Source organism: Variovorax trehalosi, from assembly GCF_051216415.1.
In the GTDB taxonomy this organism is placed as follows: Bacteria; Pseudomonadota; Gammaproteobacteria; order Burkholderiales; family Burkholderiaceae_C; genus Variovorax.
In genome coordinates, this window is sequence record NZ_JBPJZG010000001.1 from 50604 (window position 1) to 76206 (window position 25603).

The window sequence follows — 25603 nt, forward strand, 5'->3', positions numbered from 1 at the left end:
TGGTGCGTCTTTGAAGTTCGCTAAAAGTTTGGATAAATGATGTCATCACTTCCGTCGGCTGTTGTGCCGACCTCAGCCGCTTTCGCCAAAGACCGTGTGTATGCGCGGATATGTCTCAGGTTGTTGCCAGTTCTGGTGTTTGCATTCATCGCCGCCCAGTTGGATCGGGTCAACGTGGGTTTTGCTAAGGCTCAAATGCAGTCGGCGCTTGAATTCAATGACGCTGTATACGGGTTGGGGGCCGGAATTTTCTTTATCGGCTACTTCATCTTTGAGGTTCCGAGCTCAGCGATCTTGGCGCGGGTGGGAGCCAGGCGCTGGCTTGCGCGAATCGTGATTAGCTGGGGCATCCTCTCTGCGATGACTGCGTTCGTGCAGACGCCAGGGCAGTTTTATGTTGTGCGATTTTTGATTGGCGCAGCTGAGGCGGGGTTTGCCCCGGGGGTGATTTACTACCTCAGTACTTGGTTTCCAAGCACTCGTCGAGGTCGCGCTACGTCATATATCGGCACTGCGATACCACTTGCATTCATCATTGGCGCGCCCGTGTCGGGTTGGATACTCCACTCCTTCGCGGGCTCGACAATTATGAAGCCCTGGCAGTGGCTCTTCGTTCTCGAAGCGATTCCAGCTCTGGTTGCAGGGATCCTGCTGCTCGGCTTTCTCGATGATGGTGTTGGCTCAGCCAAGTGGCTGTCCAAAAGCGACAGGGATACGGTTGAAAGTGATCTCAGAGCCGACAGTCAGGGAAAAATCGCGGGCGTTCCGCTTGCGAGCGTGTTTCGAATGCCGGCAGTTTGGAAGCTCTCATTTATATCCTTTTGCCTCTTCATGGGACTCTACGGTCTAAATTTTTGGATGCCATCGCTCATCATGCGTTCAGGCGTAAGTAACGAACTGACCGTCGGTCTTTTGGCAGCTATCCCATTTGCAGTTGCGCTTATTGCGATTCTCGTGACCGGTCGAACTGCGGACAAAACGCGTATGCGCCGAGCTCACTTTATTGGGGCGATGATTGCGGGCGCTCTTGGACTCTCTGGCGCTATGGCTGCCGGCGGAGGACCGGGTGCGACAGTGCTGTTGCTCTCTGTTGCAGCAGCAGGCCTGTTGTCTGCGACGCTTTTGATCTGGGCCTTTCCGACGGCCATGATGCACGGCGCAACGGCGGCAGTTGGCATTGCCATTGTGAACTCGCTTGGAAACCTCGCAGGGTTTGTATCGCCGTTCGCAGTTGGTTGGCTCAATGTGCGAACTGGTAGACCCGAGCTTGGGATGTATCTTGTGTCCGCAATGGTGGCCATTGGCGCTGTAGCGGCGTATACGCTGCCGGCTCATGTGGTGGACAAGTAATCTTTGAATCGCACGCTTTGCTGGTGCAAAGATCAGGTACTTTTTGCTGGGTACCTCCTGTCCAGACACATCGCTTTAGAAGGTTAGATTGAAGCAACGGCTTTCGCGAGCTGAGCTCGCGAAGACGACAATCCCTCGGTAAGCGGCCGGCAAAGTCAGGATGAATCGGGCGCCCTTGAGAGGATCAACCGAGAGGCTGACACGGCCATCTCGTGGGTCAGTTTGTCGATGGCGGCCTGCTTGAACGCGATCTCGTGATCACGGCGTGCGATCTCAAGCTTGTCGGCTGCCGCCCCTCTCCTCAGGGAGAGGATCATCTCGCGCAGTTGCTGCGCGTCCAGGTGGTCAAGGTTGCCCGCACGCATGTCCAACGGCTCGATGGCAAGCCACAGCGCGTCGACCCGGATCACCTGAGGATCTCGCACAGCCAAGCGACGCATTGGCCTGACGCGCTCAACGGCCATGTCACGTTCACCGCGATTGCACCACGGCGAAGCTCGAGGTGAATGTCGCTTGCAACGGTCGGGCCTGGCGCCAACGTGAGCGAGACGAACTCGGCTTGCGCGTCGCTGGCCTTCGAGGCGATGCCTCTCGCGTCGACCATGCGGCGCCAACTGTGAACAAGGTAGGCGTTGATGCCATGGGCCAGTGCCACTTGAGCCACAGACGCCCCGGGTTCTGCGCACGCCGCCAACACTTGCCGCTTCAGATCGGCCGCGTGGAGCCGCCGGCTCACGCGCTTGGAGTCTTCCATAGGTGTCAGCCCAAATCCTTGGTGGACACCATCGTCATAGACACCGGAGCCAAGCTCAAGACGGGATCACCGCGCGCTTACCTCCCTCGCGCTTAATCTAACTTGATCGCCATTGGCTTGACTATGGCTTCCCAGAAGGCAACTTGCTCGCGGCTGAATGTAGCGGCCTCCGGACCAGTTTTCAGAAAAGCCTGGGCGCCGATCGTTTCGAGTTTCGATTTGGCTTCTGGTGACTCGAGTGAAATCTGTGCAGCTTGCGCCAGACGTGTCACCGCGCCTTCAGGCGTGTTTACTGGAACGGCAAGCGCAAACCAAAGGGAGATTGGAACATTCTTGACTTCGAGTTCTTCAAGGGTTGGTACTAAAGGCAGTTGGGACATCCGCTTCTCAGTGGCAACTGCAAGGATCTTGATTCGTCCTGACGCAGCGAAGGATCTCGCGGATCCAAAATCCACTAAGGCGGCCCCGATAGTTCCAGTGGATAGGTCCGTCAGAATGGTGCTCATGCCACGATAGGGCACATGCTGCATTTTCGTGCTGGTCCGTGATTGGAGTAGTTCCATTCCAACATGCAAAGGCGAGCCGACGCCTGGCGTGCCGTAGCTTATCTTTCCTGGGTTGTCCTTCGAAGATTGGATGAACTCCTGGAAATTCTTGCTTGGGCTGTCGCCAGGGACTGCTAGCACGAGTGGTATCCGCACGAGCGTGGCAACGAGTTTCAGATCCTTGGGTGCCGCGTAGGGCAGCTTGCTGAAAATTAGGTGAGCCGTCGTGAACAGAGAGTTATCAATCGTCAAAACGGTATAGCCGTCAGGAGCGGACTGGGCAACGTAGCCAGTCCCGATCGTGCCCGCGGCTCCGGCGCGATTGTCGACCACCATAGGTTGGTTAAGGACAGTGGCCATCCCCGCTGACACGATCCGCGTCACGGCGTCCATCCCACCGCCCGCTGGAACAGGGACGACCCACTTAATCGGCCGGTCGGGGTACGTGTTCGTTTGCGCGAGAGCGTCCGCTCCGATCGCCACGAGGATGGCGGAGGACAGGACAGTCAATATGGTTCTTGCCACGGCACGGCGGCCAGGCTGCGCTTTTGAATTATTCAAGCTTTGTCTCCTGTAATTATTTTTCAGCACCAAGGGCACTCTGTGTGCCATCCTATTTTCCCGGTGCCCCATCACGTTGATCTTTCGTCAGATGGCCATTCGCAAACGGAGAAGGGCCTATGCAGCTGCTTCGCGGAATGCCATGTACAGGCTCGCGAAGAAGCAATGTGGAGCGTGCGAAACGCAATAGACTTTTGGTCTATGACCGACCTTCACACTCAAAACCCTAAGTTGGATTTCCTTGGCGAGAACCTTTCACGGCCTGAAAGTGTGCTCGTGACCGAGAGCGGTCGAGTGTTCGTCTCTGATCATGAGGCTGGTGTGCTTGAGCTGGGGTGCCCGCGCAAGCCTTTGATTGACCTACCGAAAGACTTCGTGCCTAACGGCTTTGCGCTCCTGGAAAGCGGCGATTTATTGATCGCAAACTTGGGAGGCGAAGGCGGCGTCTGGAAGCTGGATGCGTCGCGCCGCCTCTCGCCGTTTCTTGTGGAGGTGGAGCAGCAGAGCATGAGGAATACCAACTTCGTCATGCTCGATCACAAGGACCGGCTTTGGATAACTGTGTGCACCCGCCAAACGCCGAGAGAACTGGCGTTCGACCGTCAAGTTGCTGACGGCTACATTGCGGTCGTTGATACCCAGGGAGCACGCGTTGTCGCTGATGGGTTGGCTTTCGCTAACGAGTGCCGAATGCACCCTAACGGCGAATGGCTCTATCTGAACGAGTCCGTCGGGCGTCGACTTGTTCGGTTCAGGATTAACGAAGAGTCGGGGCGCGTCACACTGGGTGCAAAAGAATGCGTCCATGAATTCGGTGACGGAGACTTTCCGGACGGCCTGGCGTTCGACTGCCTTGGCGGCGCCTGGGTAGCGTGCGTTATCTCGAACCGCGTTATACGCATTTCACCCTCTGGGGAAGCGCAGGTTGTGCTGGACGATTCTGATCCCGAGCTCAATGCCCTCGCCGACTCGGTCTACGCGAAATCTGGTATCTCAAAATCTGTATTCGAGATGGGCCGGCGGCGCAGCTTGGGCAATGTGTCCAGCGTTGCTTTTGGCGGAGCTGACCTGCGCACCGTTTACCTTGGTTCTCTCGGCGGTGACCGATTGGCGAGCTTTCGATCCGAAGTTGCTGGCCACCAACTTGCACATTGGAAGTTTGGAACTTGACGTTGCGAGCGAGTACCGTGTCAGCTCGAATTTTTGGTGTCGGTGAGGAATGTAGTCAGCGTTGTCACTGCCACAGAGTGAGGACGTGATGCAAGTGTGAGGATGCATAGGTCTCGCTCCGCCCACTTATCCGTGATTGGGATTGAGCGAACCCGCTCTGCGTCTTCATACGGCCACACCATTCCTGACGGTTGTATCGCCACGCCGAGGCCTGCACGGACAAGACTACGTGCGGCTTCGCCAGAGGCAACTCGATACCTGGGCTGATATTTCATCTTCAGTTGTGCTGCCGCATGTTCCAGCAGCCGGGTCATTCCGCTCTTTTCGCCGCTGCCTATGAGATCTGTTTCAAGGAGGTCTCGAAAGGAAAACTTCTCCGCGCTGGCAAGGGGATGCAAGACACTGACGACTGCCACGAGGCGGTCGGTGCGATAAGGCTGGATCAGTAGTTTGGGCGACGGGTCGAGTGGAGGCGAGCAGATTCCAACATCGGCCAGGCCAGACGTCACAGCGTGTTCGACCTCAACTGAATCGCCCTCGTCAATGTCCAAGGTCACTGCAGGAAAGTTGCGGGTGAACGTGCCGAGATCCTCAGCTAAGTATTCAGCAAGAGCGGAAGCGTTGGCCCAAAGTCGAACGTGTCCCTGCACCCCTACGACGAAGTCGCCAAGTTCATGGTGGAGGTCATCGATGGCAGCCAAAATGCGCTTGACGTGTGAATCAACGATCGTGCCTGCCGCTGTTAAGCGCGTACCTTTTGGGTCCCGGTACATCAGCCTAAAACCGAGCGTGTCTTCCAGCTGCTGAATTCGCTTTGTGACGGCCGAGGGAGCGATCGACTCGCGGACAGCAGCGCGCCCGATGTTTCGCTCTTCGGTAATCGAGGCAAACAAGCGCAACGTCATCAGGTCCAATTTTCGGATCCACGTCCGCACGTTCATAGGCACCATTCGCGCCCCATCTCCTTTGGTGTCATTCGACATTTGCGTTCCCGTCAACAAGCTCATTGAAACATTGCAAAGCCCTCCATTCCACGCCGAAGTGCGCAGCGGAGATAGAAGGCGCGGGCCCATTGAATCATCTCAGCATCTTCCCGCCATGCGGGTTAGCTTGGAGTGGGCAGTCAGCTACGATCCGGCCTGATCTCTGGGGCAGGGGTCGCGGAAACGCCTTGCGTCTTTGCGGCCCTTGCTTGCGCGCTCATTGCGGCCTTAAAGCCCGGTCGCGCCTGTAGACGATCCCAATATGCGGCCACCGACGGAGTAAAGCGCCCGGCCAACTCAAGGTGTTGGGCCAGCAGCAGGGCGTAGCCGACCGACACATCCGCTGCCGTGAAGCGCCCTGCACAGAGGTGGTCACGCTCTGTGAGCAGCGGCTCTAGCGTTCGTAAGCGAGCCAAGAACCATTTGGCATAGTCTTCAGCGACCTGCGGCTGCTTTCGCCCGGCCTGTTCGAAGTGCGCATACCGCAACACGAGCGTTTGCGGAAAGGTCAAGGTCGCCTCGCCGAAGTGGAGGTAGTTGAGGTACGGCCCGAAGTCTGGCTCGTCACGGCCAACATCCAGCTGGCCTGGCGAGAAGCGAGCGGCCAGGTACTGGCAGATCGCGGCCGATTCGGTCATCCGAGTCGCGCCCTCGGACAGCATTGGCACCGTCCCGAGGGGGTTGACCTCGAGGTACTGCCGCGACAGAACACGCGGCGGAAAGGGCAGCATCTTGAGTTCGTAGGACAGCCCGATTTCTTCGAGCATCCAGAGAGGCCGGAACGAGCGCGCACTGACACAGTGGTGCAAGATGATCATGTGAGGGACGTCTGATATGTCGAGTGCTCGGTGCGGTTTTCCAGTTTCACTTTGGGGCTGATCCAGTGACGTACCCAGCTGTCGCAGCAATTGCATCAGCAACGTTGATGTTCGATTCCGTCAGGCCCTGCGGGAGCACGATCACCCCGTCTTCATCGGCAATCAGCCGTGCACCAGGGGAGAATGTGATCCCGCCGAAGTGAACCGGGAGGTCTATTTCGCCCCTTCCACCCATGTCGGCCCGACGAGGGATCGTTCCGAGCGCTTTTACCCCGATGTCCATCTCGTCGATCACCGCTCGATCGCGAATCAAGCCATTGACGAGGACACCGGCCCACCCGTTGCGAGCCACGAGGCCGGCCATGACGTCTCCAAACAGTGCACGCCATTCCAAGCCACCTGCGTCGATGACGAGCACTTGTCCGTTCCCGGCTTGGTTGACCAGGACGCGAAGTGCGCTGATCCCATCCGTGTATCGGGCCGTCCGGATGTCGCCCGCAAACGCGCGTCTTCGGCCGAATCCCACAAAGGGAAGCGCGCAGGCCTGCGCCTGATCGCAGGCGTCGCAAAGGTCGGTTGTTTTGATGCTCATGCGGACATGGTAGGTCCGCAAAGTCGCTGACGGATACCGCATTCGGCGATAGCCCCGATGCCGTGCGAGCATGCACGTCTGCAGCGCGGGCACCGAGGCTGCCCTCCGTCCTCCGGGCGCTATGCCCAGCCGCGATAGCCCCCGTGGCGTATCAGCACTACATACGCGGGAGCTCTGCCGCCTAGAGTTCCCACGAGGTTTCAATCCATGACGACCATCCAACTCAATTCGCGCATCCTTTTCCTGAGCGACGATCCCAATGCGGTCGAGCGGCAACTCCAAGGTGAAAACTTGGCCTTGGTTGAGGCCGGCGCGCTCCGCGACAACATTTCAACGGACGAGATCACCCCGGCAACGGTAGGCACAGTCTGGGATGAACGACTCGGCCGCTATCCCTACACGGGCTTCGTGTCGAGCGGGGTCTATCCCATCGGAATAGATGCGGTAAAGAACGGCGGATTCGCTGTCACTGTCGCCGGCAAGCGCTATGGCAAGGGTTCCTCGCGCGAGCACAGTCCCAGGGCGGAACACACAGCAGGCATTCGTCTGATCATCGCAGAGAGCTTCGAACGCATCTACCGCCAGAATGCGGACAATCTCGGCCTGTTCACGTCCACCGACTTCAGTCTCGTCGAACGAATACAGCAGGGCGAACCAATCGACATCGAAGAGCTGGTGGCCTCGCGCGACGCTCAGGCGGCGGCGATCCTGCGCCATGGTGGTTTGCTGCGTTATGGGCGCGCGCGGATGAAGGTGATCAGCCTGCCGCCAGCGGATACCGCAACCGCTGGCCCCCGAACGCTTGTCGAAAAGATCATCGCGAAGCACCTCGCCGTGACCGGGGACAGCGGCACAAGTCTGAAGGCGGGCAGCGGCGCCTTCGTTCGGCCAGATTGGCGCTTTCTTATCGAGTACTACACACCGATGTGCGCGCACATGCTGCACGCGGAGTTCGGCCGACCACTGCAGTTGCACGATGCACCGAGCGTAAGGCTGTTCGAGGACCACACTTCCTATGTTCACCGCAGCATCGCCCACGCCCGCGCTGGGCTGGTACCCGCAATTCAAAACGTCGCTCGTGAACATCGCAAGTTCGGCGAGGAGTACGACTTGATTTCCCACGGCCTGTTGGCAGATGGCGTTGGCAGCGAAGGCATTTCGCACCCGATGATGTCGGAGCGCTATGCGCTACCCGGACAGATCGTCGTCGGCACCGACTCGCACACCACTCACAGCGGTGCGCTCGGCTGCATTGCTTTCGGTGTCGGCAGCACCGAGATGGCCAACGCGCTTGTCACCGGATTGGTTCGTGTCACTGTCCCTGCGTCCCTGCGAATCGAACTTGCGGGCCGACTGGCCGCAGGCGTGAGCGCCAAGGACGTCGTCCTGCACTTGCTGGCCGACCCTCGCATCCAGGCCGGTTCCGGGGTCGGCAAGGTGTTTGAATTCACCGGTCCGGTGATTGCTCAGCTTTCCACCGACGAGCGGGCCACCTTGACGAACATGACCGCGGAGCTTGGCGGCTTCACTGGCATCGTTGCTCCCGACCAGGAAACCGTGCGATTCTTGCGCGAACGCCGGAGTATCGATTTCCAGTTGGAGGACTGGATGCACAGCGACCCCGAAGCGTCCTATGCGGAAATCATCCAGATCGACTGTTCCACGCTCGCGCCCATGGTGGCGCGTCCTGGTGATCCAGGCAATGGCGTGCCGGTCACTGAGTTGCAGGAGCGCCCGAAGGTCGACATCGCCTACGGCGGTTCATGCACGGGCGGCAAGCGCGAGGACTTCGACGCGTATCACCAGGTGCTTTCGTGGGCTGTGGAGCGAGGCTTGCGCGTGCATGCGGACGTGAAGCTCTACCTCCAGTTCGGCACGATCGATGTTCGAGATTACTGTGTGGAGAAGGGCTACCTCCATGTCTTCGAATGCGCAGGCGCCGAGATGCTGCAGCCGTCCTGCGGCGCCTGCGTCAACGGGGGGCCCGGAACCTCTGGGCGAGCGGAGGAGATCACGATCAGCGCCATCAATCGCAACTTTCCTGGGCGATGCGGTCCGGGAAAAGTGTGGCTCGCCAGTCCCGCCACAGTAGCGGCCAGCGCGATCGCGGGCGAGATCGCGGCTTTTTCGGAGGTGCAGGCCCGTGCTGACGAAGGGCCCTTGCATGCCGCCAGCTGAGCAGGGATGCCTTCGACGCCCGGGGGCGAAGCTGGGCCTCCGCAATCAAGAGCGCGAAGCGATCACCACCAATCCTTGGTTCTCTGCGCTCTCGCCCAGCCTTCGTCACGACATCCTGCGACGTGCAGAGGTGCGCCACTATCCTGACGCGAGTGTGATCTGCCGGCGTGGTGATCCTGCCGATGCGTGGCTTGCGGTGCTGGCCGGTTCGGTACGCATCGGATCGCACTCACCCAATGACAGGCAGATCACTCTGCGCTACGTTGAGCCGGGCGTGTGGTTCGGTGAAGTCGAGATGTTCGATATGAAGGGCCGCCCCTACGATTTTCTGGCCCATGGAGACACTACTTTGCTGTGTGTGGGACGTGACGACGTGCAGCAGATCCTGGTTGATCATCCTGAATTCTGTATCGCGCTGCTGCGTCTTCAATCGCAACGCGCACGGCAGCTTTATCGCCTCGTCGAGGATCTGAATACCAAGTCCTTGCGGGCCCGGATTGCAAAGCATCTTTCGCAACTTGCGCGCACGTACGGGGAGCCAGCGAGCACAGACGGCCCGGAGGTCCGGATCGGCTTGCGTCTGCGGCAGGCCGAGCTTGCCGATTTGATAGGTTGCTCGCGGCAGAGGCTCAATCAAGAGCTGAAGCTGATGGAGAGGGACCAGACAATCAGCGTTGAAGCGGGGGGCGTGGTCGTGCGTAACGACCAAGCGCTGCGGCGGATCTACGAGCACGCGTCGTGATCGTCGTCTCTGGGCGACAATGCAGTAACCCAGCCCAGCATCGGAACATGCGCCGCGTCGATCCCCTCAGCCTTCAATTGTTCCTTGCCGCCGCACGCGAGGGCTCGATCAAGCGTGCCGCGGATGCCGAGCACATCGCGCAATCCGCGCTGAGCCGGCGTATTGCCGACCTTGAGCACGCGCTGGGAGTACAGCTCCTGAGTCGTTCCCCTCTCGGCGTCACGCTCACGGAAGCCGGGCAACGAGCGTACGCCCTCGGTGAAAAACTCGATGCCGACTTCCAATCGTTTGCGCGAGAGGTGCAGGCGTTGAGCGGAGAAGTCGCCGGTACGGTGCGTCTCTTTGCCAACCTCTCCTCGATCGTTGGATTTCTTCCCGAGCGACTCCACGCCTTCAAGGTCGAGCATCCGAACGTGGAAATCGTGCTGCAGGAGCGTTCGTCTAGCGAGTGCATCCGAGCGTGCCTGGACGACCGTGCGGATGTGGCAATTTGCCTCTCAGGCGCAGCCACGCCGCCTGCACTTGAGTCATGGCATTTTGCTGACGATCCGCTGATTGTGATCCTGCCGCCGAATCATCCGTTGACCAAGCAACGCGCGATTCGTTTCGCGGAGCTGCTGCGTCACCCGATCGTGCGCATCCAGTCCGGTGGAGCCGGCGACAGCTTCGTTCAAGAGCAGGCTGAAAAGCTCCGGATGCCTTATATGCCGGTTGTTGCGGTCAGCAGCTACGAAGCCGCCTGCCGCATGGTGGAGGTCGGCATGGGGGTCGCAATCATGACCGGCAGCGCGTTGCGAGCGCTCGCGGGCACGAAGCGCTTCGTGCGACGTCCTCTCGATGAGCCGTGGAAGGATCGGGAACTGCGCGTGTTCGCGCTCAAGAAATCAAGCCGGCTCCGGGCTGTGGACGCCATGATTGCTGCTCTGCGCGGCTGATCCTCACACGCGATTTCTGCTCGGACCGACCATCTGTGCCCGTGCTGCTGAGCGGCTAGGTGCAAGGGTATCGCGTACCGACATATCCCTTCTGACGCAAGAGCACTTCGCCCATTGGCGGCATCGCACCTAAAGTGCCCTCGAGCGAGTATCGCTCCACAAGAACTGCCAGGCGGCGCCACCGCTGAGGCGGTCGCACTTCCGCCAATCCCACGGAGACATCCATGCGCCTTTCATTGCTTCTCGGCCGCAGCGCCGCAATCGCCCTTTCACTGTTGAGCATCAACGCCGCGTTCTCGCCGGCGCAGGCTCAATCAAGCGAGAACAGGCCACTGCGCCTGATCGTTCCCAATCAAGCAGGATCCGGCGTGGATGCCGTGGCTCGTTCAATGAGCAGCGCCCTGACTGCTGCGTTCGGGCGACCGATCGTCATCGAGAACGTGCCCGGAAGTGGCGGCCTGATAGGGACGCAGCAGATCGTGCGTGCCCCAAAGGACGGTTCTGTCCTTGGCATGGTGTCCTCCAATCACGTCATCAATCCCTTCATCTACAAGCACGTACCGTTCGACGCCATCAAGGACATCACGCCGATCTCCGTGATCGCATCTTCCCCTCTCGTGCTCGTGGTGAACACCGAGACGGTCAGGGCAAAGACCACGCGCGAGTTCATTGCCGAACTGAAGGCCAGTCCCAAGAAGTTCTCCTACGGTTCTGCCGGCAATGGGACCGTCCTGCACTTGGCTGCGGAGTATTTCCTCAGCGAGGCAGGTGTGCAGGCCCTTCACATCCCATACAAGGGCACAGGCAACATGATCACCGACATCATCGGCGGGCAGGTCCATTTCGGCATGTTGCCGCTGGCGGTGGCGGCCCCTCAAATCAAGGCCGGGAAGCTGCGCGCCCTTGCGGTGAGTACTTCATCGCGCAACCCAGCCCTGCCCGACGTGCCGACGGTGGCGGAAAGCGGCATTCCGAACTTCGAGTTCGATAGCTGGGTGGCGATCATCGGCCCTGCAGGCTTGTCACCTGCCGTGATCGCGGGCACCTACCAGAAACTCAAGGAAACACTGGCAACGAAAGAGATTCAAGACAGCTTCGCAGCGCAAGGTTTCACGTCGATGGCGACCACACCCGAGCAGACCCAACCCCTCCTGATCTCCGAACTTGAAAAGCACGGAAAGCTCGTGAAGCGGTCCGGTGCCACCGCCGACTGATCTCGCGCAATCCCGATTCCCAATGCAAGGAACTGAAGTCATGAGCACAACCGTTTCCCTCAACGACAAATATGAGTTGCCAAAGGGCCGTGTGTTCATGACCGGGACGCAGGCGCTCGTGCGTTTGCTGATGGTGCAAAAGGCGCGCGACGAAGCGGCGGGTCTGAAGACCGGCGGCTTCGTCTCCGGCTACCGTGGGTCACCGCTCGGCTCCGTCGACCAAGAGCTCTGGAAGGCAAAAAAGCTGCTCGATAAGAACAACGTCACGTTCAACCCAGGCCTCAACGAAGAGCTTGCTGCGACATCGGCATGGGGTTCGCAGATGGCTAGCATGGATCCAAAGGCTACGGTGGATGGCGTCTTCGCCATGTGGTACGGGAAGGGGCCAGGCGTGGATCGCAGCGGCGACGTTTTCAAGCACGCGAACATCGCGGGCACGTCCAGATTCGGTGGTGTGTTGGCGATCGCAGGCGACGACCATACATGCAAGTCATCCACCCTGCCGCATCAGAGTGAGCAAGCCTTTATCGCCGCGGCGATGCCCGTGCTCAATCCTTCGGGCGTACGTGAATTTCTGGAGTTCGGTTTGCATGGCTGGGCGATGTCACGGTACTCGGGCTGCTGGATCGGCTTCAAGGCCGTCAGCGAAACCATCGAGACCACCTCGTCATTCGAGATCGACCCGATGGCGATTGAGACAAGGGTGCCGGAGAACCATCAGGTCCAGCCGGGCTCGCTGTCGATCCGGTGGCCGGACCCACCGATGGAGCAGGAGACCCGGCTGCTGCGCGACAAGCTTCAGGCCGTGCTCGAGTACGTTCGGCTGAACGGATTGAACCGGCAGGAATGGAAAGTTCCGAACGGCAAATTAGGCATCGTGACCACCGGCAAGAGCTATCTGGATACGCGTGAAGCGCTGTCGTTGCTCGGCATTGACGACGCCGGCGCCAAATCCCTTGGGCTGCGCCTGTTGAAGATCGGCGTGAGCTGGCCGCTCGAACCTGACTGCGTGACCGAGTTTGCCGAAGGCTTGGTCGAGATCCTCGTCGTGGAGGAGAAGCGAGGCGTGATCGAGCCGCAGATCAAAGAACAGCTCTACAACGCACCGGCCGACAGCCGCCCGCGTGTTGTCGGAAAAGCGGAGGGCGAAGGGGAATGGGTCCGGTCACCGAACGGCTTCTTGCTACCTCCGAACGGCGAACTCACGCCCGCCCTGATCGCCAAGGTGATTGCGCAGCGTTTGCTGCAAGTGCTCGGCGCGGGCGCACTCCCGCAGTTGGCGACAGCGGTTCTCGCCAGTGCTGGCTGCGCCGCAGCCCTCGACCCGACGCTTCCGCAGCGGCTGCCGTTCTTCTGCTCCGGTTGCCCGCACAACACTTCGACAAAGCTCCCCGAGGGGTCGCGCGCCGGTGCGGGCATCGGCTGTCACGGCATGGCGATCTTGATGGACCGCAACACGGGCAACATCACGCAGATGGGCGGTGAAGGGGCGGCCTGGATCGGCCATGCGCCGTTCACCTCCGAGGGACATATCTTTCAGAACCTCGGCGACGGCACCTACAGCCACTCTGGTTCTCTGGCGCTGCGCGCCGCGATTGCTGCGGGCGTCAACATCACCTACAAGATTCTCGCGAATGACGCGGTGGCGATGACGGGTGGGCAACCTGTCGAAGGGAGCCTGAGCGCCATCCAAATCCTGCAGCAGGTTGCAGCCGAGGGTGTCAAGAACTTGCACCTGGTGTCCGATGATCCTGCGTCCTGGCGGGCCTTGGGAGGGTTGCCCGCGGGCGTCGTCGTCAGCAATCGGGACCGGCTCGATGAGGTGCAGCGTCAGCTGCGGGACACGTCGGGCGTGTCGGTCATCGTCTATGCGCAAACCTGCGCCGCCGAAAAGCGGCGCCGACGCAAGAAGAAGGAGATGGTCGATCCGCCAAGGCGCGTTGTCATCAACGAGGAAGTGTGCGAAGGATGCGGCGACTGTGGTGTGCAGTCGAACTGCGTCTCCATCGTGCCGCTCGAAACCCCGCTCGGCCGCAAGCGAACGATCGATCAGAGTTCGTGCAACAAGGACTACTCCTGCGTCAAGGGTTTCTGCCCCAGCTTCGTGACCGTCGAGGGCGGTGCTGTTCGCAAGGCGCCCAAGTCCAAGAATGCATTGCCTGCTGACCTGCCCCATCCCGTCATTCCGCCGCTCGACCAGCCGTACAACGTGTTGATCACTGGCGTGGGTGGGACCGGAGTCGTCACCATCGGTGCACTCATAGGGATGGCTGCTCACATCGAAGGCAAGGGGGCCATCATCTTGGACATGGCGGGCCTGGCGCAAAAGGGCGGTGCGGTGATGTCACATGTGCGTTTGGCTGCGAAGCCCGACGCACTGCATGGTGCGCGAATCGGTCAGAAGCAGGTGGATCTGCTGCTGGCCTGTGATCTCATGGTCGCCGCAGGCAAAGAGGCGCTGTTCGCATCCGGCACCGAGCGAACCTACGCCGTGGTGAACACCCACGTCGCGCCCACCGGCGGGTTCGCGAAGAACCTGGATTGGCAGGCTCGTCCCGAAGAGTTGCTGCAGCAGTTGAAGTCTGGGGTGAAGCAGACTACGACAGTCGACGCGTCTCGCCTGGCGACCAAGCTGCTGGGCGATGCAGTGGCGACCAACGTCTTCATGCTGGGGTTCGCGTGGCAGTCGGGGCGAATTCCCCTTTCCGAGGCATCACTCCTGCGTGCGATTGAACTGAACGGCGCCGCCGTACCGATGAACACCGCCGCGTTTGCCTGGGGTCGGCAGGCTGTCCTGGAGTTGGACAAGGTGCGTGCCGCTGCAGGTATGGACACCTCGCAGGTGATGCTGCTGCCGCAGCGCACACCGTCATTGGATACGGTAGTTGCCGATCGCAAAATGCGCCTTTCCGGCTACCAGAACGAAAAGTATGCGCAGTATTTCGAGGCCCGCGTTCGGGAACTTGCAGCCCTTGAGAAAGCGACATTGGGAACTGACCGCGTGGCTCGGGAGGTCGCCGCAAGCCTCTACAAATTGATGGCGTACAAGGACGAGTACGAGGTGGCCCGCCTCTACACGGAGAGCGGCTTCTTCGAGCGCATCGACCGCGAGTTCGAGGGGGACTACAAGCTGCACTTCCACCTTGCACCGCCGATCCTGGCGAAGCGTGACGGCAATGGACGTTTGCTGAAGAAGGCATACGGACCATGGGTGGCAGCCGCTTTTCGTTGGCTCGCCAAGGGCAAGGTCCTGCGGGGCACCGTTCTCGACGTATTCGGCTACACGGCGGAGCGCCGCAACGAGCGTACCGAGATCGCGCGTTACCTCGGGCAAATGCGGCAGGTGCTCGCCGAGGCGCGGCCCGAACAGACTGCCACTCTTCTGGAGCTCGCGAGGCTTCCGCAAACCATGCGCGGCTATGGGCATGTGAAAGAGGCGAACGTGATCGCCGCGCGGAGGCGCGAGGCTTACGTTCTCGAACAGCTGCGCAAGCCGGTCGCAGTCAAGGATCCACAAGTGCAGGACCGCGAACCCCAAACTGTCTGAGGAAAAGAAATGAAGAACCAAGATGTATTCGTCGTCGGTGCTGTCCGCACCGCCATCGGCACCTTCGGCGGCTCGCTGAAGGAGATCCCGCTTTGTCACTTGGCGACCGGGGCCGTCAAGGCGGCGCTGGAGCGTAGCGGAGTCGAGCCTGCAAGCGTCGGCCACGTCGTAATGGCTCAAAGTAGTTGACGCCGGGCACAGGCCCACTTCGTCGAGCAGTTCCACAAGGGTGTATGTCTGCCTCAGGGCATCAACCATCAGCGTCTTCTTCCGATTGGTCAGGAGTTGCTGGTCGATGCACAGGTCGTTCCTAAGAAACGCCTTCCGCTGCCGGTTGTAATGTGAAGCCGAACCGAGCGGCGCGCCGCTCCAATTGCCTGACGACCCGTTCGCGATATCGCTGCTCATATTGATCGACGCCCGGATCTTGATATTGCATGTCGAAGCGCATCGTTCTGTAGAAGAGGATGGCGAGCTTGCGCGCTGTAGCGGTCACCGCCTTGGCCTTACCGATGCGTGCCGCCAGCCGTCGATAGAACGCACCGAGGGCCGTCTCGGTACGACCGACATTTACCGCCCACCAGGCGCAGTTGCGACGCCAGTCGGCTGGAGCTCTTGCGGGTATGGGCGGACAGCACCTTTCCCCCGCTGATCTTGCATCCGGGCGACAAACGCATCCACGAAGTGAAGTGCTTTTCGATGGGCCACTCACTGAGGTCGGTACCGCACTCCGCGACCAGCGAGGATCGTCGGTGAGGCGGGTTGGGGCGTCCTGCGGCGAAGCGAGGGGGCTGGCGAGGCCGCCCAGCAGTGCAGGCGCCGCGAGCGCTGCGGCGCTGGAAGCGCCGCCGATCTGGTGCAGGATGAGACGCCGTGCAGGCGTCTCTCGATCATTCAGGGACATGGAGGTCTTCTTCGGGGGGCGGAGTTCGTGCAGACGCATCGATCAGAAGGGCTCGTATTGCGCGGCACCCACCGTTTCCGTCGGCGTGATTGGTGTGCGGTCCAAAGGCTCCTGGGGTATCGGATATGCCAGTTCGAGCGAAAGAAACGGACTCGCGACCGAGGCCTCGTCCGTCGCTTGGGGCAGCGCGTCAGCGCTCGCCGACTGGATCGCATAGATCGAGATCGAGGTGGTGTGGCGGCGGCTCTACTCAAGGTGGGGCGGCTGGCCGCTTACGATGGACTTGCCGGTGTGATCGCGTACGGACCAAAGCGTGGACGCCGGGGCCCCGGGCGTTACCTGTGCCTTTGCCCGAGAAGGCTCGTCAAGCAGGACGCTCGCCTTGTCGTGCGTGAGTTCGCTGAGGTTTGTTGGTCTCTACCAGGGTCGCTAGCAGCGCAGACTTTGCCGTCCGTCAGGACCTCTATCCCGTGGCAGCGTTTTGAGTGATGGGGCGTTCAGCGGATCCCCGGTTGCTCAAGCCTGGGCGAGATGAGAGCAACCACCGATAACCTGTGATTCCCGCGACTAGAGGTGGTCGCCCAACCCACGGTAATGGGGTGTTCTCGTGACATTGGTTATCGCAAGTTGAGATGTGAGACTGCACCAACCACCGATAGAGCGGTGTTTGCGTGCCTGTGGCTATCGTTGGTGGGGCGGCCCACCTCATCGTTGGCTCGAAAGTGGTTTGTATCGGAGGCGCTTCGGTAGGGCAGGGTATGGCGCCACAAGCCGACACACGGAATGTCGCGCGCGCTGGGCGGCGGCTTCAGACTGACAGCAGTCCTAAGGTCGCGACGCCTGCACGTCGCAATTGGGCCCACTGCGGGCCTTCGCATCACTGACCTCGCTGCCGAAAAGCGGTCGCTCATGTCTGATCTGTCGATACAGGGGAAGTGCTTCCCAACAATCGGTAAGCCACATTTGTCGGTAGTCACCACGCGGCCCCTGACAGCCGCCAGTCGCGAGCGGTCGGCGCCAGGTATGGGTTAGGCTGAAAGCGTCCGTTCGGCCCAATGTGATCTCAATTGCTCAACCTTTGGGGGCACCCGAATTTCTTCTTCGGGCTCGGCCAGGAATTCCGCGATGCCCACCCCGCAACTCCTTTTCACCAAGCACATACTCGGCGTTGTCGGTCAGCCGCTTGACCGCAAGGTCGATGAATGCCCTCGCTCGTGCCGGTTGCGACGTCCTGCTCCCGAAGTACACAAAGTAGCTGGCGAAGTCCGGCATATGGTCGGCAAGTATGGGCACCAACTGTCCTGAACGGATATAGGGCGCGGCTGTCACCCCCGCCAACTGCCCCAAGACCTTCCCCGCTAACACGGCCTGCAACTCGAAGACTTCGTCATTGCTGCATATGGCGGGTACGACCGGTTGGTCGGCGACCTGATCGCCCAGCCTGACATGCCAGGGAGCGACCTTGCCGGTCCCGGGGTGGCGGAAGGCACTGCAGCGGTGCGAGGCGAGCGCGGGTAGGGAGTCCGGCACACCGTGGCGCTGGAAGTAGGCCGGTGCGCCGCAAATGACCATTTGCAAGGGAAACAGCTTGCGGGCAATGACACCTTCATGCGGCGATGGTCCGAGCCTGAAGCCGACGTCCACCCGATCCTCGACCCAGTTGCCGACCCGGTCATCCAGGAGCACGTCGGGCTGAATGCCTGGGTACAGTTCGCAGAATTCCTCGACCAGTCGCCAGAGGATAGGTTGAAAGGTCGTGCGCGGGCCGGCGATCCGCAATGGCCCGGTGAACTCATCCTTGGCCGTCCGTGCGTTTTGCAATGCACGCTGCATCCCCAGCAGTGCGGGCTGGACATCTTCGAGCAGGCGCTGACCGGCATCTGTCAAGGACATCACCCTCGTGGTGCGGTGAAACAGCCGCGCATCCAAATGCTCCTCCAACTGCGCGAGCGCCTTGCTGGCCGCCTGCGGACTGATGTTGAGCGCGTGCGCAGCCTTGCGCAGGCTGCCCAGTTCGGCAGCCTTGATGAAGGCGGATACGGATCGAAGCTCGTTGATGGCCATTTGAGGATGCCTCCGCCTCCATTGTCTCCAAATTGATGCCAATCAAACAACCTGTTTGTCACTATTCGGATGCGAGTCGAGTGCCTAAAGTTCGTTCTATCGAACACCAGCGGACTCCACATGCAACACATAACCCTGAACAACGGCCTCAAGATGCCCATCGCCGGTTTCGGCGTCTTCCAGATTCCGGATGCCAAGGATTGCGAACGCAGCGTCGTCGATGCCATCGAAGTCGGCTACCGGCTGATCGACACCGCCGCTTCCTACATGAACGAGGAAGCCGTGGGCCAGGGCCTGCGCGCCAGCGGTGTTCCTCGCGAACAGCTTTTCGTGACCAGCAAGCTCTGGGTTCAGGAGGCCGGCTATGAGCGCACGCAGCAGGCCATCGACAAGTCGCTGCGTCGCTTGCGGCTCGACTACCTGGACCTGTACCTGATCCACCAACCCTTTGGCGACGTGCACGGCTCCTGGCGCGCGATGGAAGACGCCCATCGGGCGGGCAAGCTTCGCGCCATCGGCGTCAGCAACTTCCACCCGGACCGGCTGATGGACATCAAGGCGTTCAACGAAATTGCGCCGGTCGTCAACCAGGTGGAGGTGAACCCTTTCCAGCAGCAGATCGAAAGCGCCACCTTCATGAAGGAAATCGGCGTACAGGCGCAGGCTTGGGCACCATTCGCCGAGGGGCGCAACAACTTGTTCCAGAACGAGGTGCTCGTCGGCATCGGCGCCCAGTACGGCAAGTCCGTGGGTCAAGTCGTGTTGCGGTGGTTGGTTCAGCGGGGGATCGTGGTCTTGGCCAAGTCGGTGCGCAAGGAGCGCATGGCCGAGAACATCGACATCTTCAGTTTCGAGCTGAGCGAGGCGGACATGACTCGCATCACGGCACTCGATACCAACACCAGCAGCTTCTTCTCTCACCGAGACCCTGCCATCGTCAAGTGGATGGCCGAGCGCAAGCTCGACATCTGAGCCAGTCGCATGAGCACTTCCGACACCCAGGCGCCGACCGGTGGCGCTGGCACCGTACTGGCCATCATCGTGGCCAGCTACCTGATGATCGTGGTGGACATCTCCATCGTCATCACCGGCTTGCCGCAGATCCAGGCCAACCTGGGTTTCAGCGCCGCCCAACTCACCTGGGTCACCAATGCCTACACGCTGGCCTTCGGCGGCCTGCTGTTGCTCGGCGCCCGCGCGGGCGACATTCTCGGGCGGCGGCGCATGTTCATCGCAGGCCTCTCGCTTTTCACGCTGGCTTCGGTGGCTATTGGCGTGAGCCAGTCGGCGGCCTGGCTGCTTGTTGCGCGTGCGGTCCAGGGCGTCGGGGCCGCAGTGCTGGCACCGTCCACGCTGGCCTTGCTGTCCACCCACTTCGCCGAAGGGCCGGCGCGCACCCGCGCGCTATCGATGTACGCCGCGGCGGCCGGTGTCGGTGCCACGTTGGGCTTGGTGCTGGGTGGCTTGTTCGCCGATCTGGTGTCCTGGCGGGCTGGCTTCTTCATCAATCTTCCCATCGGCCTGGTGCTGATTGCTGCAGCGAGGCGGCATATCGCGGAGACGGCCACGCGCTCCGGCGGCTTCGACCTGGGCGGCGCGGCGAGTTCCACCCTGGGCATGACGGCATTGGTGTTCGGCCTGGTGCGCGCGGCCGAAGCAGGCTGGCATGACGAGCTCGCGCTGGCCGCCCTGGCCGGTGGCGTGCTCATGGTGTTGGTGTTCGTCTGGATCGAACAGCGTGCCGACCACCCCGTTCTCCCGCTGCGGCTGCTGGCCAGCGGCGAGCGCGCCGGCGCCTATGTCACTCGCATGCTCTTCATGGCGGGTGCGGTGGGCTTCTGGTTCTTCTCCACGCAGTTCTTGCAGGGCGTGCTTCATCTGCGCCCCCTGCAGGCGGGCTTGGCCTTCCTGCCGGTCACGCTGCCCAACTTCGCATCCGCAATGGCGGTGCCGCGACTCGTGCGCCGGTATGGCAGCGCGCCCTTGTTGTTGGCAGGCCTGCTGCTGGGCGTCGCAGGCCTTCTCTGGCTGGGTCGGGCCGATGCCCATGCGAGCTACTGGCTGAACATCGCGCCACCCATGGTGCTTATCGGCCTGGGCCAAGGCTTGCTGCTGGGCCCGTTGACGGCCGCAGGCGTGGCGGGCGTCGCACCGGAGGATGCGGGGGCTGCGTCGGGTCTGGTCAATGTCGCCCACCAACTGGGCGGCGCATTGGGGCTGGGTGTGCTGGTGCTGGTCTTTGCCAGCGCGGTACCGGCCAGTGCGCACGACATCGAAGCCCTCGCACATCGAATCTCGGCCGTCATGGACGTGGGTGCGCTTCTGCTCGCACTGGCGCTGCTCGTGTCCTGGGCCTGCATCGTGGCGCCGCTTCGCCGCCGTTCCTCACAGCAACAGGAGACCCTTGTATGAAGACACTGCTTTGCCTTGCCCTGAGCGGCGCGGCCACCGCAGCGAGCGCGCAGACATCTGTGGCGGCAAGTGCCGCGCCCACCGTCGTCGTTCGCACGGCCTCGTCTACGTCAGTCACGACAGGAGCGAAGGAGACCTTCGCTGGCACAGTGCGCATCAGCTCCGCGTTTCAGGCGCAGTCTCCCGGAAGAGCGGGGGGCGCGATGGTGAGTTTCGAGGCGCGAGCCCGGACCGCTTGGCACACCCATCCGCTGGGGCAGACCCTGGTGGTCACGGCCGGGTTGGGGCTCGTGCAGCAACAGGGGCAGTCGGCCCAGGTGATCCGCCCCGGAGATGTCGTCAGCATTCCCGCCAACGTGCGCCACTGGCACGGTGCAGGCCCCGACGGCTCGATGAGTCACGTTGCCATCGCTGAAAAGGAAGACGGCATCTCGGTGACGTGGCAGGACAAGGTCAGCGATCAGAACTACGAGGCTGCGGTGGTGAGCGCCGGCCTCGCTTCGGCGACCACGGCCGCGACGCTACCTGGACGAGTCGCCCAAAGCACCGAGGAGTCGCGAGCCATGGCACGCACACAGCCCACCTCCGAGATCCTGTCGGCCAAGCAGCAGGCCATTCCACTGATTGCGTCCTTCATGGCGACCGGCGACATGCCCAAGCTCAACGCCGCCTTGAACCAGGGCCTCGATGCGGGAATGACGATCAGCGAGGCCAAGGAAATTCTGGTGCAGCTCTATGCCTACGCGGGTTTTCCGAAAAGCCTCAACGCGCTCGGCGAGCTGATGAACGTCGTGGAGGCACGCAAGCAACGCGGCATCCAGGACGCACCGGGCCGCGAACCTAGCCGCAGCATCGCCACCGGCAATGAACTGGTCGCGGCAGGCAAAGCGAACCAGAGCGAGATTTCCGGCGGGCCGGTTCAAGGCCCACTGTTCGACTTCGTGCCCGTCATCAACCAATTCCTGCAGGCCCATTTGTTCGGCGACATCTTCGAGCGCGACAACCTCGACTGGCAGAGCCGCGAGCTGGCGACGGTCGGCGCGCTCGCTGCCACGCCAGGGGTGGAGGCGCAATTGCGTTCGCACATGCGGGCCAGCCTGCGCGTGGGCTTGAGCGCCGCGCAGTTGCGACAACTGACGCAAGTGCTTGCCGAACGCGGCAATCCAGAAGCCGCCAGTCGCGCCAATGAAGCACTCACGCAGGCCCTTGCGGCTGCATCGAAAGGTTGAGCATGAAAGCCACCCGAATCCTGCTGACCACTGCCATCGCCATGACGACCCTGCTCGCCGGCTGCGCAAGCCAAACCAACGGCCCCGGCAACGCCTCTGGCCCTCTGTTGATCCAGGCTCAAGGGAGCTTCGCAGTCGGCGGGACTGTGCAGAGAACCCCTGGAAATTACGACAACAACAGGCCGACGGCTTCGGGGCAAACCTTCCACGGTGACCATCTCTACGCCTTCTATCAAGTTCCACAGAACCCGAAGGCTTTGCCGATCGTCATGCTGCACGGTGCCTTCCAGTCGGCGCGCAGTTGGGAGACCACCTCGGACGGACGTGAGGGCTTCCAGACTTTGTTCCTGCGCCGCGCCTTCCCCGTCTATCTTGTTGACCAGCCGCGCCGGGGGCGTGCCGGCAACAGCACCATCGCGGCATCCATCGAGCCGGCTCCCAATGACCAGCTCTTCTTCGACCAGTTCCGGATCGGCAAGTGGCCCAGCTACTTCGACAATGTGCAGTTTGATCGCAGCCCGGAGACGCTGAATCAGTTCTTCCGCTCAGTCACGCCCAACACCGGTCCCTACGACGCCGGCATGATTTCGGACGCCATGTCGGCGCTGTTCGCCAAGATCGGCCCGGCGATCTTGTTCACCCACTCACAAGGCGGTGGCCCAGGCTGGTTGACGGCAATCAAGAATCCGAACGTCAAAGCGATCGTCGCCTTCGAGCCGGGCAGCGGCTTCATCTTCCCGCAAGGCGAATTGCCCCCGGCAATGCTCAGCGCTGCCGGAACCTTGTCGCCCGAGGCGGTGCAGCTGTCGGATTTCCAGAAGCTCACCCGCATCCCGATCACCGTCTACTACGGCGACAACTTTCCGGTCGAGCCGACCACGGAGCGCGGCCAGGACAACTGGCGCGTACGGCTCGCCATGGCCCGGCTGTGGGTGGACGCCATCAACAAGCATGGTGGAGATGCCCGGTTGGTGCACCTTCCAGAGATCGGGATTCGCGGCAACACGCACTTCCTGATGTCCGACCTGAACAACGTTCAGATCGCCGACCTGGTGTCGAAGTTTCTCGCCGAGAAGAAGCTGGACTGATCTGCTTTGATGTCCGGCGTTGCGCGGGCATATCAAAGAAATATTGGAGTTTGAATGAACCGCAAAGTCGTCAATGAAAAACGGCGCGAGTTTCTCGGAAAGTCCGCGCTCGCGCTCTCAGTTGCAACCATCGGAGTTTCCGCAATGACCATGAACAACCCCGCTGTCGCCGCCGACGGCATCACCCTTTACGCGGACCTGCCCGGCGTTTCGCGCGAGAACCTGAACCTTCATGTCGAGGCGGAGACACTGACTATCGAGGCGGAGTCGGGCCTGACGGTGCCCGACGGCTTGAAGACCAGCCATACCGAGGTCGGACTCGGGCGGTTCCGTCGCGTGTTCACGCTCAGCAAGGAGCTTGACACGGAGAAGGTGTCAGCCGAGCTCGTGCAAGGCGTGTTGAAGCTGCGGATTCCCAAAGCCGAGCATGCGAAGCCCAGGCGGATCGACGTTAGTTTGGCTTGAAGGGCGCGTCGATGAGCGTACAGCCGACACGGCTGCACGCATTGCGCGGTGTATGTGCCTCTATGGACCAACAGGCGTGGGGGCGCTACGTGAGGTGGCCGACTGAACGCTATCAGGGGGTGTAATAGGTCGACCGAGCAGGTTGTGCGTACAACCAGCGACAGTGCCAGGACCACCCCGTCTCGTCTCGATCAATCCCGGTGCCTCCTGGTGGACCTGCGAAGCCTTGACACCGTGCATCCAGACTTTAGATGTTGGTTTATCTCAACTTAAGGAGGCGCAACGGCGATGCCGATGAATTTCCTGCGGCGCATTGAGAATGCGTCGTTTCCCTTGGTTATCCACGAAGAGAGCGACATTGAGTGCGCGGCCGTCCTGGCCGCTGCCAATCTTGTTGAGGCGAATCTCCCGGAGGTGGGCGATGGCGCCGGCTGTGGGGGAGTGATTTTGCGCATTACGCCGCTGGGTAGGGCAGAGTTAAACAGGCTGCGCGCAGATCTGGAGTAAAGATGCGCGCCGCGGTGTTGTGCGCCCTGTCGCTTCAACCTCATTTCATCGCTTCTCTATGAAGGAACCAAGGGCATCGGTAAGCGACTGGCCGTCCCACCTTGAGAACTGAGGCCAAGCCGGAGACCATGCTGTCCATCTAAGTTAGTTGGACATCATCAATGGACGTCAAGGTGTGCTCGCGCCCATAGGCACGCCGACGCCGGTGCTCGAGAAACTCAGCGCCGCGATGCGGAAGGCTTGTCAGTCAGCCGAACTGGCGAAGAAGTGGTGCGACTATGGCGGGGAACTGCGCTGCAACACGCCCGCCGAATTCACTGCCTTCATCAACGCTCATCGCGCGATGTGGGCAAGGTGATTCGCGCCGCGAATGTGACGCAGGAAGGCACCCTTGCCAAATAAATTTTTCGAACTGCCCCGATGCAATGCGCGCTGTGAACGAGGGCCTGCAACGAGCTCCGGGCGCGTGAATTGGTCATCCGACTGAGGGGATCGGCTTCACCTAGGTTTGTGGAATCTCGTTAGCGACGATAACCAGGTGTTTACGTGCCTGTGGTTATCGCGAGTTGGCCATCGCAAGCACTTATCTCTCTGTGCCATGTTCGCCCCTTCCCGAAATCTTGCTGCGTTCGGAGCATCACATTTGGCGTCAACCATGCCATCCGCTGATTGCGCGCCAACGTCTCACAAAAAGGCAAGCGAGCGATACCCTACGTTTCTCAACATGTCGGCTCGGGTATAGGCGGCCGACTCTCGAGCGTAGTCAGTTTTGTCGAGAACGGCCTCTGGTCCAACGCCCAGTAGCGCGCGGATCGCTTTAGCCATTCGACCATGATCCTTTTCGCCCGGCACTTTATCGTATTCGTCGAGAAGCCTGAGATATCGGTCGTAGGTTCCACTGACGTTAACGGATTGAACTTCATCAAAGCTTGGCAGAGAACGAGCAGCCAGGATTTCCAGTTCGGCCTGTTGCCTTCTTAGCAAAAGCCCGGCGGCCTTTAGCTGAGGCCCAAGAGGGCTCGAAATGTCAAACTGCAGGTTGATAGACCTGTCGATCCGCCTCAGACCTGTTGGCACAGAGATTTCAAGTAAGTGATGTGATATGACTTGTGGCGCGCCGGCCCGCGTGCTCCACGCACGCCTGCCCGCTTCGAGTGACAGATAAAGCTCCTCCTCAGGTAGGTTTTCTTCAGCCCAGCTCGGTCGCTTTGGCCAAGAACGAAGCGTTGCAAGTCGTATGTGGTCGATCGACGCGTCTTCAAGCCACTCAGGCAAACGGCCGTCCTCGTCGAATAGGATGGTTGGATCGACATTTGCGGCATTCATGCTGGCTGCTGGGCGGGCTATGTCAAGTAGGCCAAGCGCGAACGCTGCTTCAAAAACTTCGCTGTCTTCCTGAAGAATTGCGATATCAAGCGCTCCTGCGGCGTCAAAGGGACTGGCACTCCGCACAAGAGGCGTCTCTGTTGGACTAATCCAGTCTCGCAAAAGAAACTGCATCGGATCTAAGTGAAGTTTCGCATCCATGTAGACCCAATCGGCTTC

22 protein-coding genes and 2 pseudogenes are annotated in these 25603 nt (G+C 60.9%); 15 read left to right on the plus strand and 9 right to left on the minus strand.

The window, feature by feature from the left end; all coding sequences use genetic code 11:
- Positions 1-39: 39 nt before the first annotated feature.
- Positions 40-1350, plus strand: a complete 1311-nt coding sequence (locus ACSFA7_RS00245; protein ID WP_435497545.1) for an MFS transporter — start codon at positions 40-42, stop codon at positions 1348-1350.
- A 200-nt stretch (positions 1351-1550) separates the two neighbouring features.
- On the opposite strand, the pseudogene ACSFA7_RS00250 reads toward ACSFA7_RS00245, so the two are convergent.
- From ACSFA7_RS00250 to ACSFA7_RS00260, 3 genes and pseudogenes are all read right to left on the minus strand, one after another.
- Positions 1551-1715: pseudogene (locus tag ACSFA7_RS00250) on the minus strand (IS66 family transposase); the annotation flags it as partial.
- 41 nt (positions 1716-1756) lie between these two features.
- Positions 1757-2104, minus strand: coding sequence for a transposase (locus ACSFA7_RS00255; RefSeq protein ID WP_435497546.1), 348 nt, complete (start codon positions 2102-2104; stop codon positions 1757-1759).
- 92 nt (positions 2105-2196) lie between these two features.
- On the minus strand, positions 2197-3210 hold the full coding sequence (locus tag ACSFA7_RS00260; RefSeq protein ID WP_435497547.1) for a Bug family tripartite tricarboxylate transporter substrate binding protein: 1014 nt from the start codon (positions 3208-3210) through the stop codon (positions 2197-2199).
- A gap of 201 nt (positions 3211-3411) precedes the next feature.
- Here ACSFA7_RS00260 and ACSFA7_RS00265 point away from each other — a divergent pair, with 201 nt between their 5' ends.
- The gene (locus ACSFA7_RS00265) at positions 3412-4380 is read left to right on the plus strand and encodes an SMP-30/gluconolactonase/LRE family protein (protein ID WP_435497548.1); all 969 of its coding nucleotides are present in this window, start codon (positions 3412-3414) and stop codon (positions 4378-4380) included.
- A 20-nt stretch (positions 4381-4400) separates the two neighbouring features.
- Here ACSFA7_RS00265 and ACSFA7_RS00270 read toward each other — a convergent pair whose 3' ends face one another.
- The 3 genes from ACSFA7_RS00270 to rraA all read right to left on the minus strand — a co-directional run bounded on the left by ACSFA7_RS00270 (position 4401) and on the right by rraA (position 6773).
- Positions 4401-5363, minus strand: a complete 963-nt coding sequence (locus tag ACSFA7_RS00270) for a LysR family transcriptional regulator (RefSeq protein ID WP_435497549.1) — start codon at positions 5361-5363, stop codon at positions 4401-4403.
- Between the two features lie 140 nt (positions 5364-5503).
- Positions 5504-6181 (minus strand): glutathione S-transferase family protein, encoded by a 678-nt coding sequence (locus tag ACSFA7_RS00275; RefSeq protein ID WP_435497550.1) that lies wholly within the window; start codon positions 6179-6181, stop codon positions 5504-5506.
- Positions 6182-6227: 46 nt separating this feature from the next.
- Positions 6228-6773, minus strand: a complete 546-nt coding sequence (rraA, locus tag ACSFA7_RS00280) for a ribonuclease E activity regulator RraA (RefSeq protein WP_435497551.1) — start codon at positions 6771-6773, stop codon at positions 6228-6230.
- A 207-nt stretch (positions 6774-6980) separates the two neighbouring features.
- Here rraA and ACSFA7_RS00285 point away from each other — a divergent pair, with 207 nt between their 5' ends.
- The 6 genes and pseudogenes from ACSFA7_RS00285 to ACSFA7_RS00310 all read left to right on the plus strand — a co-directional run.
- Positions 6981-8951, plus strand: a complete 1971-nt coding sequence (locus ACSFA7_RS00285; protein WP_435497552.1) for an aconitase family protein — start codon at positions 6981-6983, stop codon at positions 8949-8951.
- Entirely contained in the window at positions 8938-9693 is a 756-nt protein-coding gene (locus tag ACSFA7_RS00290) for a Crp/Fnr family transcriptional regulator (protein WP_435497553.1), read from the plus strand. The genes ACSFA7_RS00285 and ACSFA7_RS00290 overlap by 14 nt, the downstream gene beginning before the upstream one ends.
- A 47-nt stretch (positions 9694-9740) precedes the next feature.
- Positions 9741-10628 (plus strand): LysR family transcriptional regulator, encoded by an 888-nt coding sequence (locus ACSFA7_RS00295; RefSeq protein ID WP_309972494.1) that lies wholly within the window; start codon positions 9741-9743, stop codon positions 10626-10628.
- Between the two features lie 224 nt (positions 10629-10852).
- The gene (locus ACSFA7_RS00300; RefSeq protein ID WP_435497554.1) at positions 10853-11842 is read left to right on the plus strand and encodes a Bug family tripartite tricarboxylate transporter substrate binding protein; all 990 of its coding nucleotides are present in this window, start codon (positions 10853-10855) and stop codon (positions 11840-11842) included.
- 22 nt (positions 11843-11864) lie between these two features.
- Positions 11865-15389: an indolepyruvate ferredoxin oxidoreductase family protein gene (locus tag ACSFA7_RS00305; RefSeq protein ID WP_435497555.1), complete on the plus strand. Its 3525-nt coding sequence runs from the start codon at positions 11865-11867 to the stop codon at positions 15387-15389.
- A gap of 9 nt (positions 15390-15398) precedes the next feature.
- Positions 15399-15563: pseudogene (locus ACSFA7_RS00310) on the plus strand (thiolase family protein); the annotation flags it as partial.
- 136 nt (positions 15564-15699) lie between these two features.
- On the opposite strand, the gene ACSFA7_RS00315 reads toward ACSFA7_RS00310, so the two are convergent.
- Together ACSFA7_RS00315 and ACSFA7_RS00320 are read right to left on the minus strand one after the other, a co-directional pair.
- Complete coding sequence (locus ACSFA7_RS00315; protein ID WP_435497556.1) at positions 15700-16293, minus strand: hypothetical protein; 594 nt, start codon at positions 16291-16293, stop codon at positions 15700-15702.
- Between the two features lie 1071 nt (positions 16294-17364).
- The gene (locus ACSFA7_RS00320) at positions 17365-18357 is read right to left on the minus strand and encodes a LysR family transcriptional regulator (protein ID WP_435497557.1); all 993 of its coding nucleotides are present in this window, start codon (positions 18355-18357) and stop codon (positions 17365-17367) included.
- Between the two features lie 120 nt (positions 18358-18477).
- Between ACSFA7_RS00320 and ACSFA7_RS00325 the strand changes: the two genes are divergently transcribed.
- The 7 genes from ACSFA7_RS00325 to ACSFA7_RS00355 all read left to right on the plus strand — a co-directional run bounded on the left by ACSFA7_RS00325 (position 18478) and on the right by ACSFA7_RS00355 (position 24416).
- Positions 18478-19329 carry an aldo/keto reductase gene (locus tag ACSFA7_RS00325; RefSeq protein ID WP_435497558.1) on the plus strand — a complete coding sequence of 284 codons (852 nt, stop codon included), beginning with the start codon at positions 18478-18480 and terminating at the stop codon, positions 19327-19329.
- 9 nt (positions 19330-19338) lie between these two features.
- Positions 19339-20769, plus strand: a complete 1431-nt coding sequence (locus tag ACSFA7_RS00330) for an MFS transporter (RefSeq protein ID WP_435497559.1) — start codon at positions 19339-19341, stop codon at positions 20767-20769.
- Complete coding sequence (locus tag ACSFA7_RS00335) at positions 20766-21998, plus strand: (R)-mandelonitrile lyase (protein ID WP_435497560.1); 1233 nt, start codon at positions 20766-20768, stop codon at positions 21996-21998. The genes ACSFA7_RS00330 and ACSFA7_RS00335 overlap by 4 nt, the downstream gene beginning before the upstream one ends.
- Before the next feature lie 2 nt (positions 21999-22000).
- Positions 22001-23086, plus strand: a complete 1086-nt coding sequence (locus tag ACSFA7_RS00340; RefSeq protein WP_435497561.1) for an alpha/beta hydrolase — start codon at positions 22001-22003, stop codon at positions 23084-23086.
- A gap of 144 nt (positions 23087-23230) precedes the next feature.
- The gene (locus ACSFA7_RS00345) at positions 23231-23551 is read left to right on the plus strand and encodes an Hsp20/alpha crystallin family protein (protein WP_435498866.1); all 321 of its coding nucleotides are present in this window, start codon (positions 23231-23233) and stop codon (positions 23549-23551) included.
- 288 nt (positions 23552-23839) lie between these two features.
- Positions 23840-24058: a hypothetical protein gene (locus tag ACSFA7_RS00350; RefSeq protein ID WP_435497562.1), complete on the plus strand. Its 219-nt coding sequence runs from the start codon at positions 23840-23842 to the stop codon at positions 24056-24058.
- A gap of 148 nt (positions 24059-24206) precedes the next feature.
- Positions 24207-24416, plus strand: a complete 210-nt coding sequence (locus tag ACSFA7_RS00355; RefSeq protein ID WP_435497563.1) for a type 2 periplasmic-binding domain-containing protein — start codon at positions 24207-24209, stop codon at positions 24414-24416.
- A 326-nt stretch (positions 24417-24742) separates the two neighbouring features.
- On the opposite strand, the gene ACSFA7_RS00360 is transcribed toward ACSFA7_RS00355, so the two are convergent.
- Complete coding sequence (locus ACSFA7_RS00360; RefSeq protein ID WP_435497564.1) at positions 24743-25585, minus strand: hypothetical protein; 843 nt, start codon at positions 25583-25585, stop codon at positions 24743-24745.
- Between the last annotated feature and the right edge of the window lie 18 nt (positions 25586-25603).

Excerpts from the sequence above, each read along its gene's own strand:
- ACSFA7_RS00265 (WP_435497548.1), top strand. The coding sequence starts at position 3,412 with ATGACCGACCTTCACACTCAAAACCCTAAGTTGGATTTCCTTGGCGAG.
- rraA (WP_435497551.1), bottom strand. The coding sequence starts at position 6,773 with ATGAGCATCAAAACAACCGACCTTTGCGACGCCTGCGATCAGGCGCAG.
- ACSFA7_RS00290 (WP_435497553.1), top strand. The coding sequence starts at position 8,938 with ATGCCGCCAGCTGAGCAGGGATGCCTTCGACGCCCGGGGGCGAAGCTG.
- ACSFA7_RS00350 (WP_435497562.1), top strand. The coding sequence starts at position 23,840 with ATGCCGATGAATTTCCTGCGGCGCATTGAGAATGCGTCGTTTCCCTTG.
- ACSFA7_RS00340 (WP_435497561.1), top strand. The coding sequence starts at position 22,001 with ATGAAAGCCACCCGAATCCTGCTGACCACTGCCATCGCCATGACGACC.
- ACSFA7_RS00315 (WP_435497556.1), bottom strand. The coding sequence starts at position 16,293 with ATGTCCCTGAATGATCGAGAGACGCCTGCACGGCGTCTCATCCTGCAC.
- ACSFA7_RS00360 (WP_435497564.1), bottom strand. The coding sequence starts at position 25,585 with ATGGATGCGAAACTTCACTTAGATCCGATGCAGTTTCTTTTGCGAGAC.
- ACSFA7_RS00345 (WP_435498866.1), top strand. The coding sequence starts at position 23,231 with ATGACCATGAACAACCCCGCTGTCGCCGCCGACGGCATCACCCTTTAC.
- ACSFA7_RS00245 (WP_435497545.1), top strand. The coding sequence starts at position 40 with ATGTCATCACTTCCGTCGGCTGTTGTGCCGACCTCAGCCGCTTTCGCC.
- ACSFA7_RS00295 (WP_309972494.1), top strand. The coding sequence starts at position 9,741 with ATGCGCCGCGTCGATCCCCTCAGCCTTCAATTGTTCCTTGCCGCCGCA.
- ACSFA7_RS00320 (WP_435497557.1), bottom strand. The coding sequence starts at position 18,357 with ATGGCCATCAACGAGCTTCGATCCGTATCCGCCTTCATCAAGGCTGCC.
- ACSFA7_RS00325 (WP_435497558.1), top strand. The coding sequence starts at position 18,478 with ATGCAACACATAACCCTGAACAACGGCCTCAAGATGCCCATCGCCGGT.
- ACSFA7_RS00275 (WP_435497550.1), bottom strand. The coding sequence starts at position 6,181 with ATGATCATCTTGCACCACTGTGTCAGTGCGCGCTCGTTCCGGCCTCTC.
- ACSFA7_RS00255 (WP_435497546.1), bottom strand. The coding sequence starts at position 2,104 with ATGGAAGACTCCAAGCGCGTGAGCCGGCGGCTCCACGCGGCCGATCTG.
- ACSFA7_RS00335 (WP_435497560.1), top strand. The coding sequence starts at position 20,766 with ATGAAGACACTGCTTTGCCTTGCCCTGAGCGGCGCGGCCACCGCAGCG.
- ACSFA7_RS00300 (WP_435497554.1), top strand. The coding sequence starts at position 10,853 with ATGCGCCTTTCATTGCTTCTCGGCCGCAGCGCCGCAATCGCCCTTTCA.
- ACSFA7_RS00285 (WP_435497552.1), top strand. The coding sequence starts at position 6,981 with ATGACGACCATCCAACTCAATTCGCGCATCCTTTTCCTGAGCGACGAT.
- ACSFA7_RS00270 (WP_435497549.1), bottom strand. The coding sequence starts at position 5,363 with ATGTCGAATGACACCAAAGGAGATGGGGCGCGAATGGTGCCTATGAAC.
- ACSFA7_RS00305 (WP_435497555.1), top strand. The coding sequence starts at position 11,865 with ATGCAAGGAACTGAAGTCATGAGCACAACCGTTTCCCTCAACGACAAA.
- ACSFA7_RS00330 (WP_435497559.1), top strand. The coding sequence starts at position 19,339 with ATGAGCACTTCCGACACCCAGGCGCCGACCGGTGGCGCTGGCACCGTA.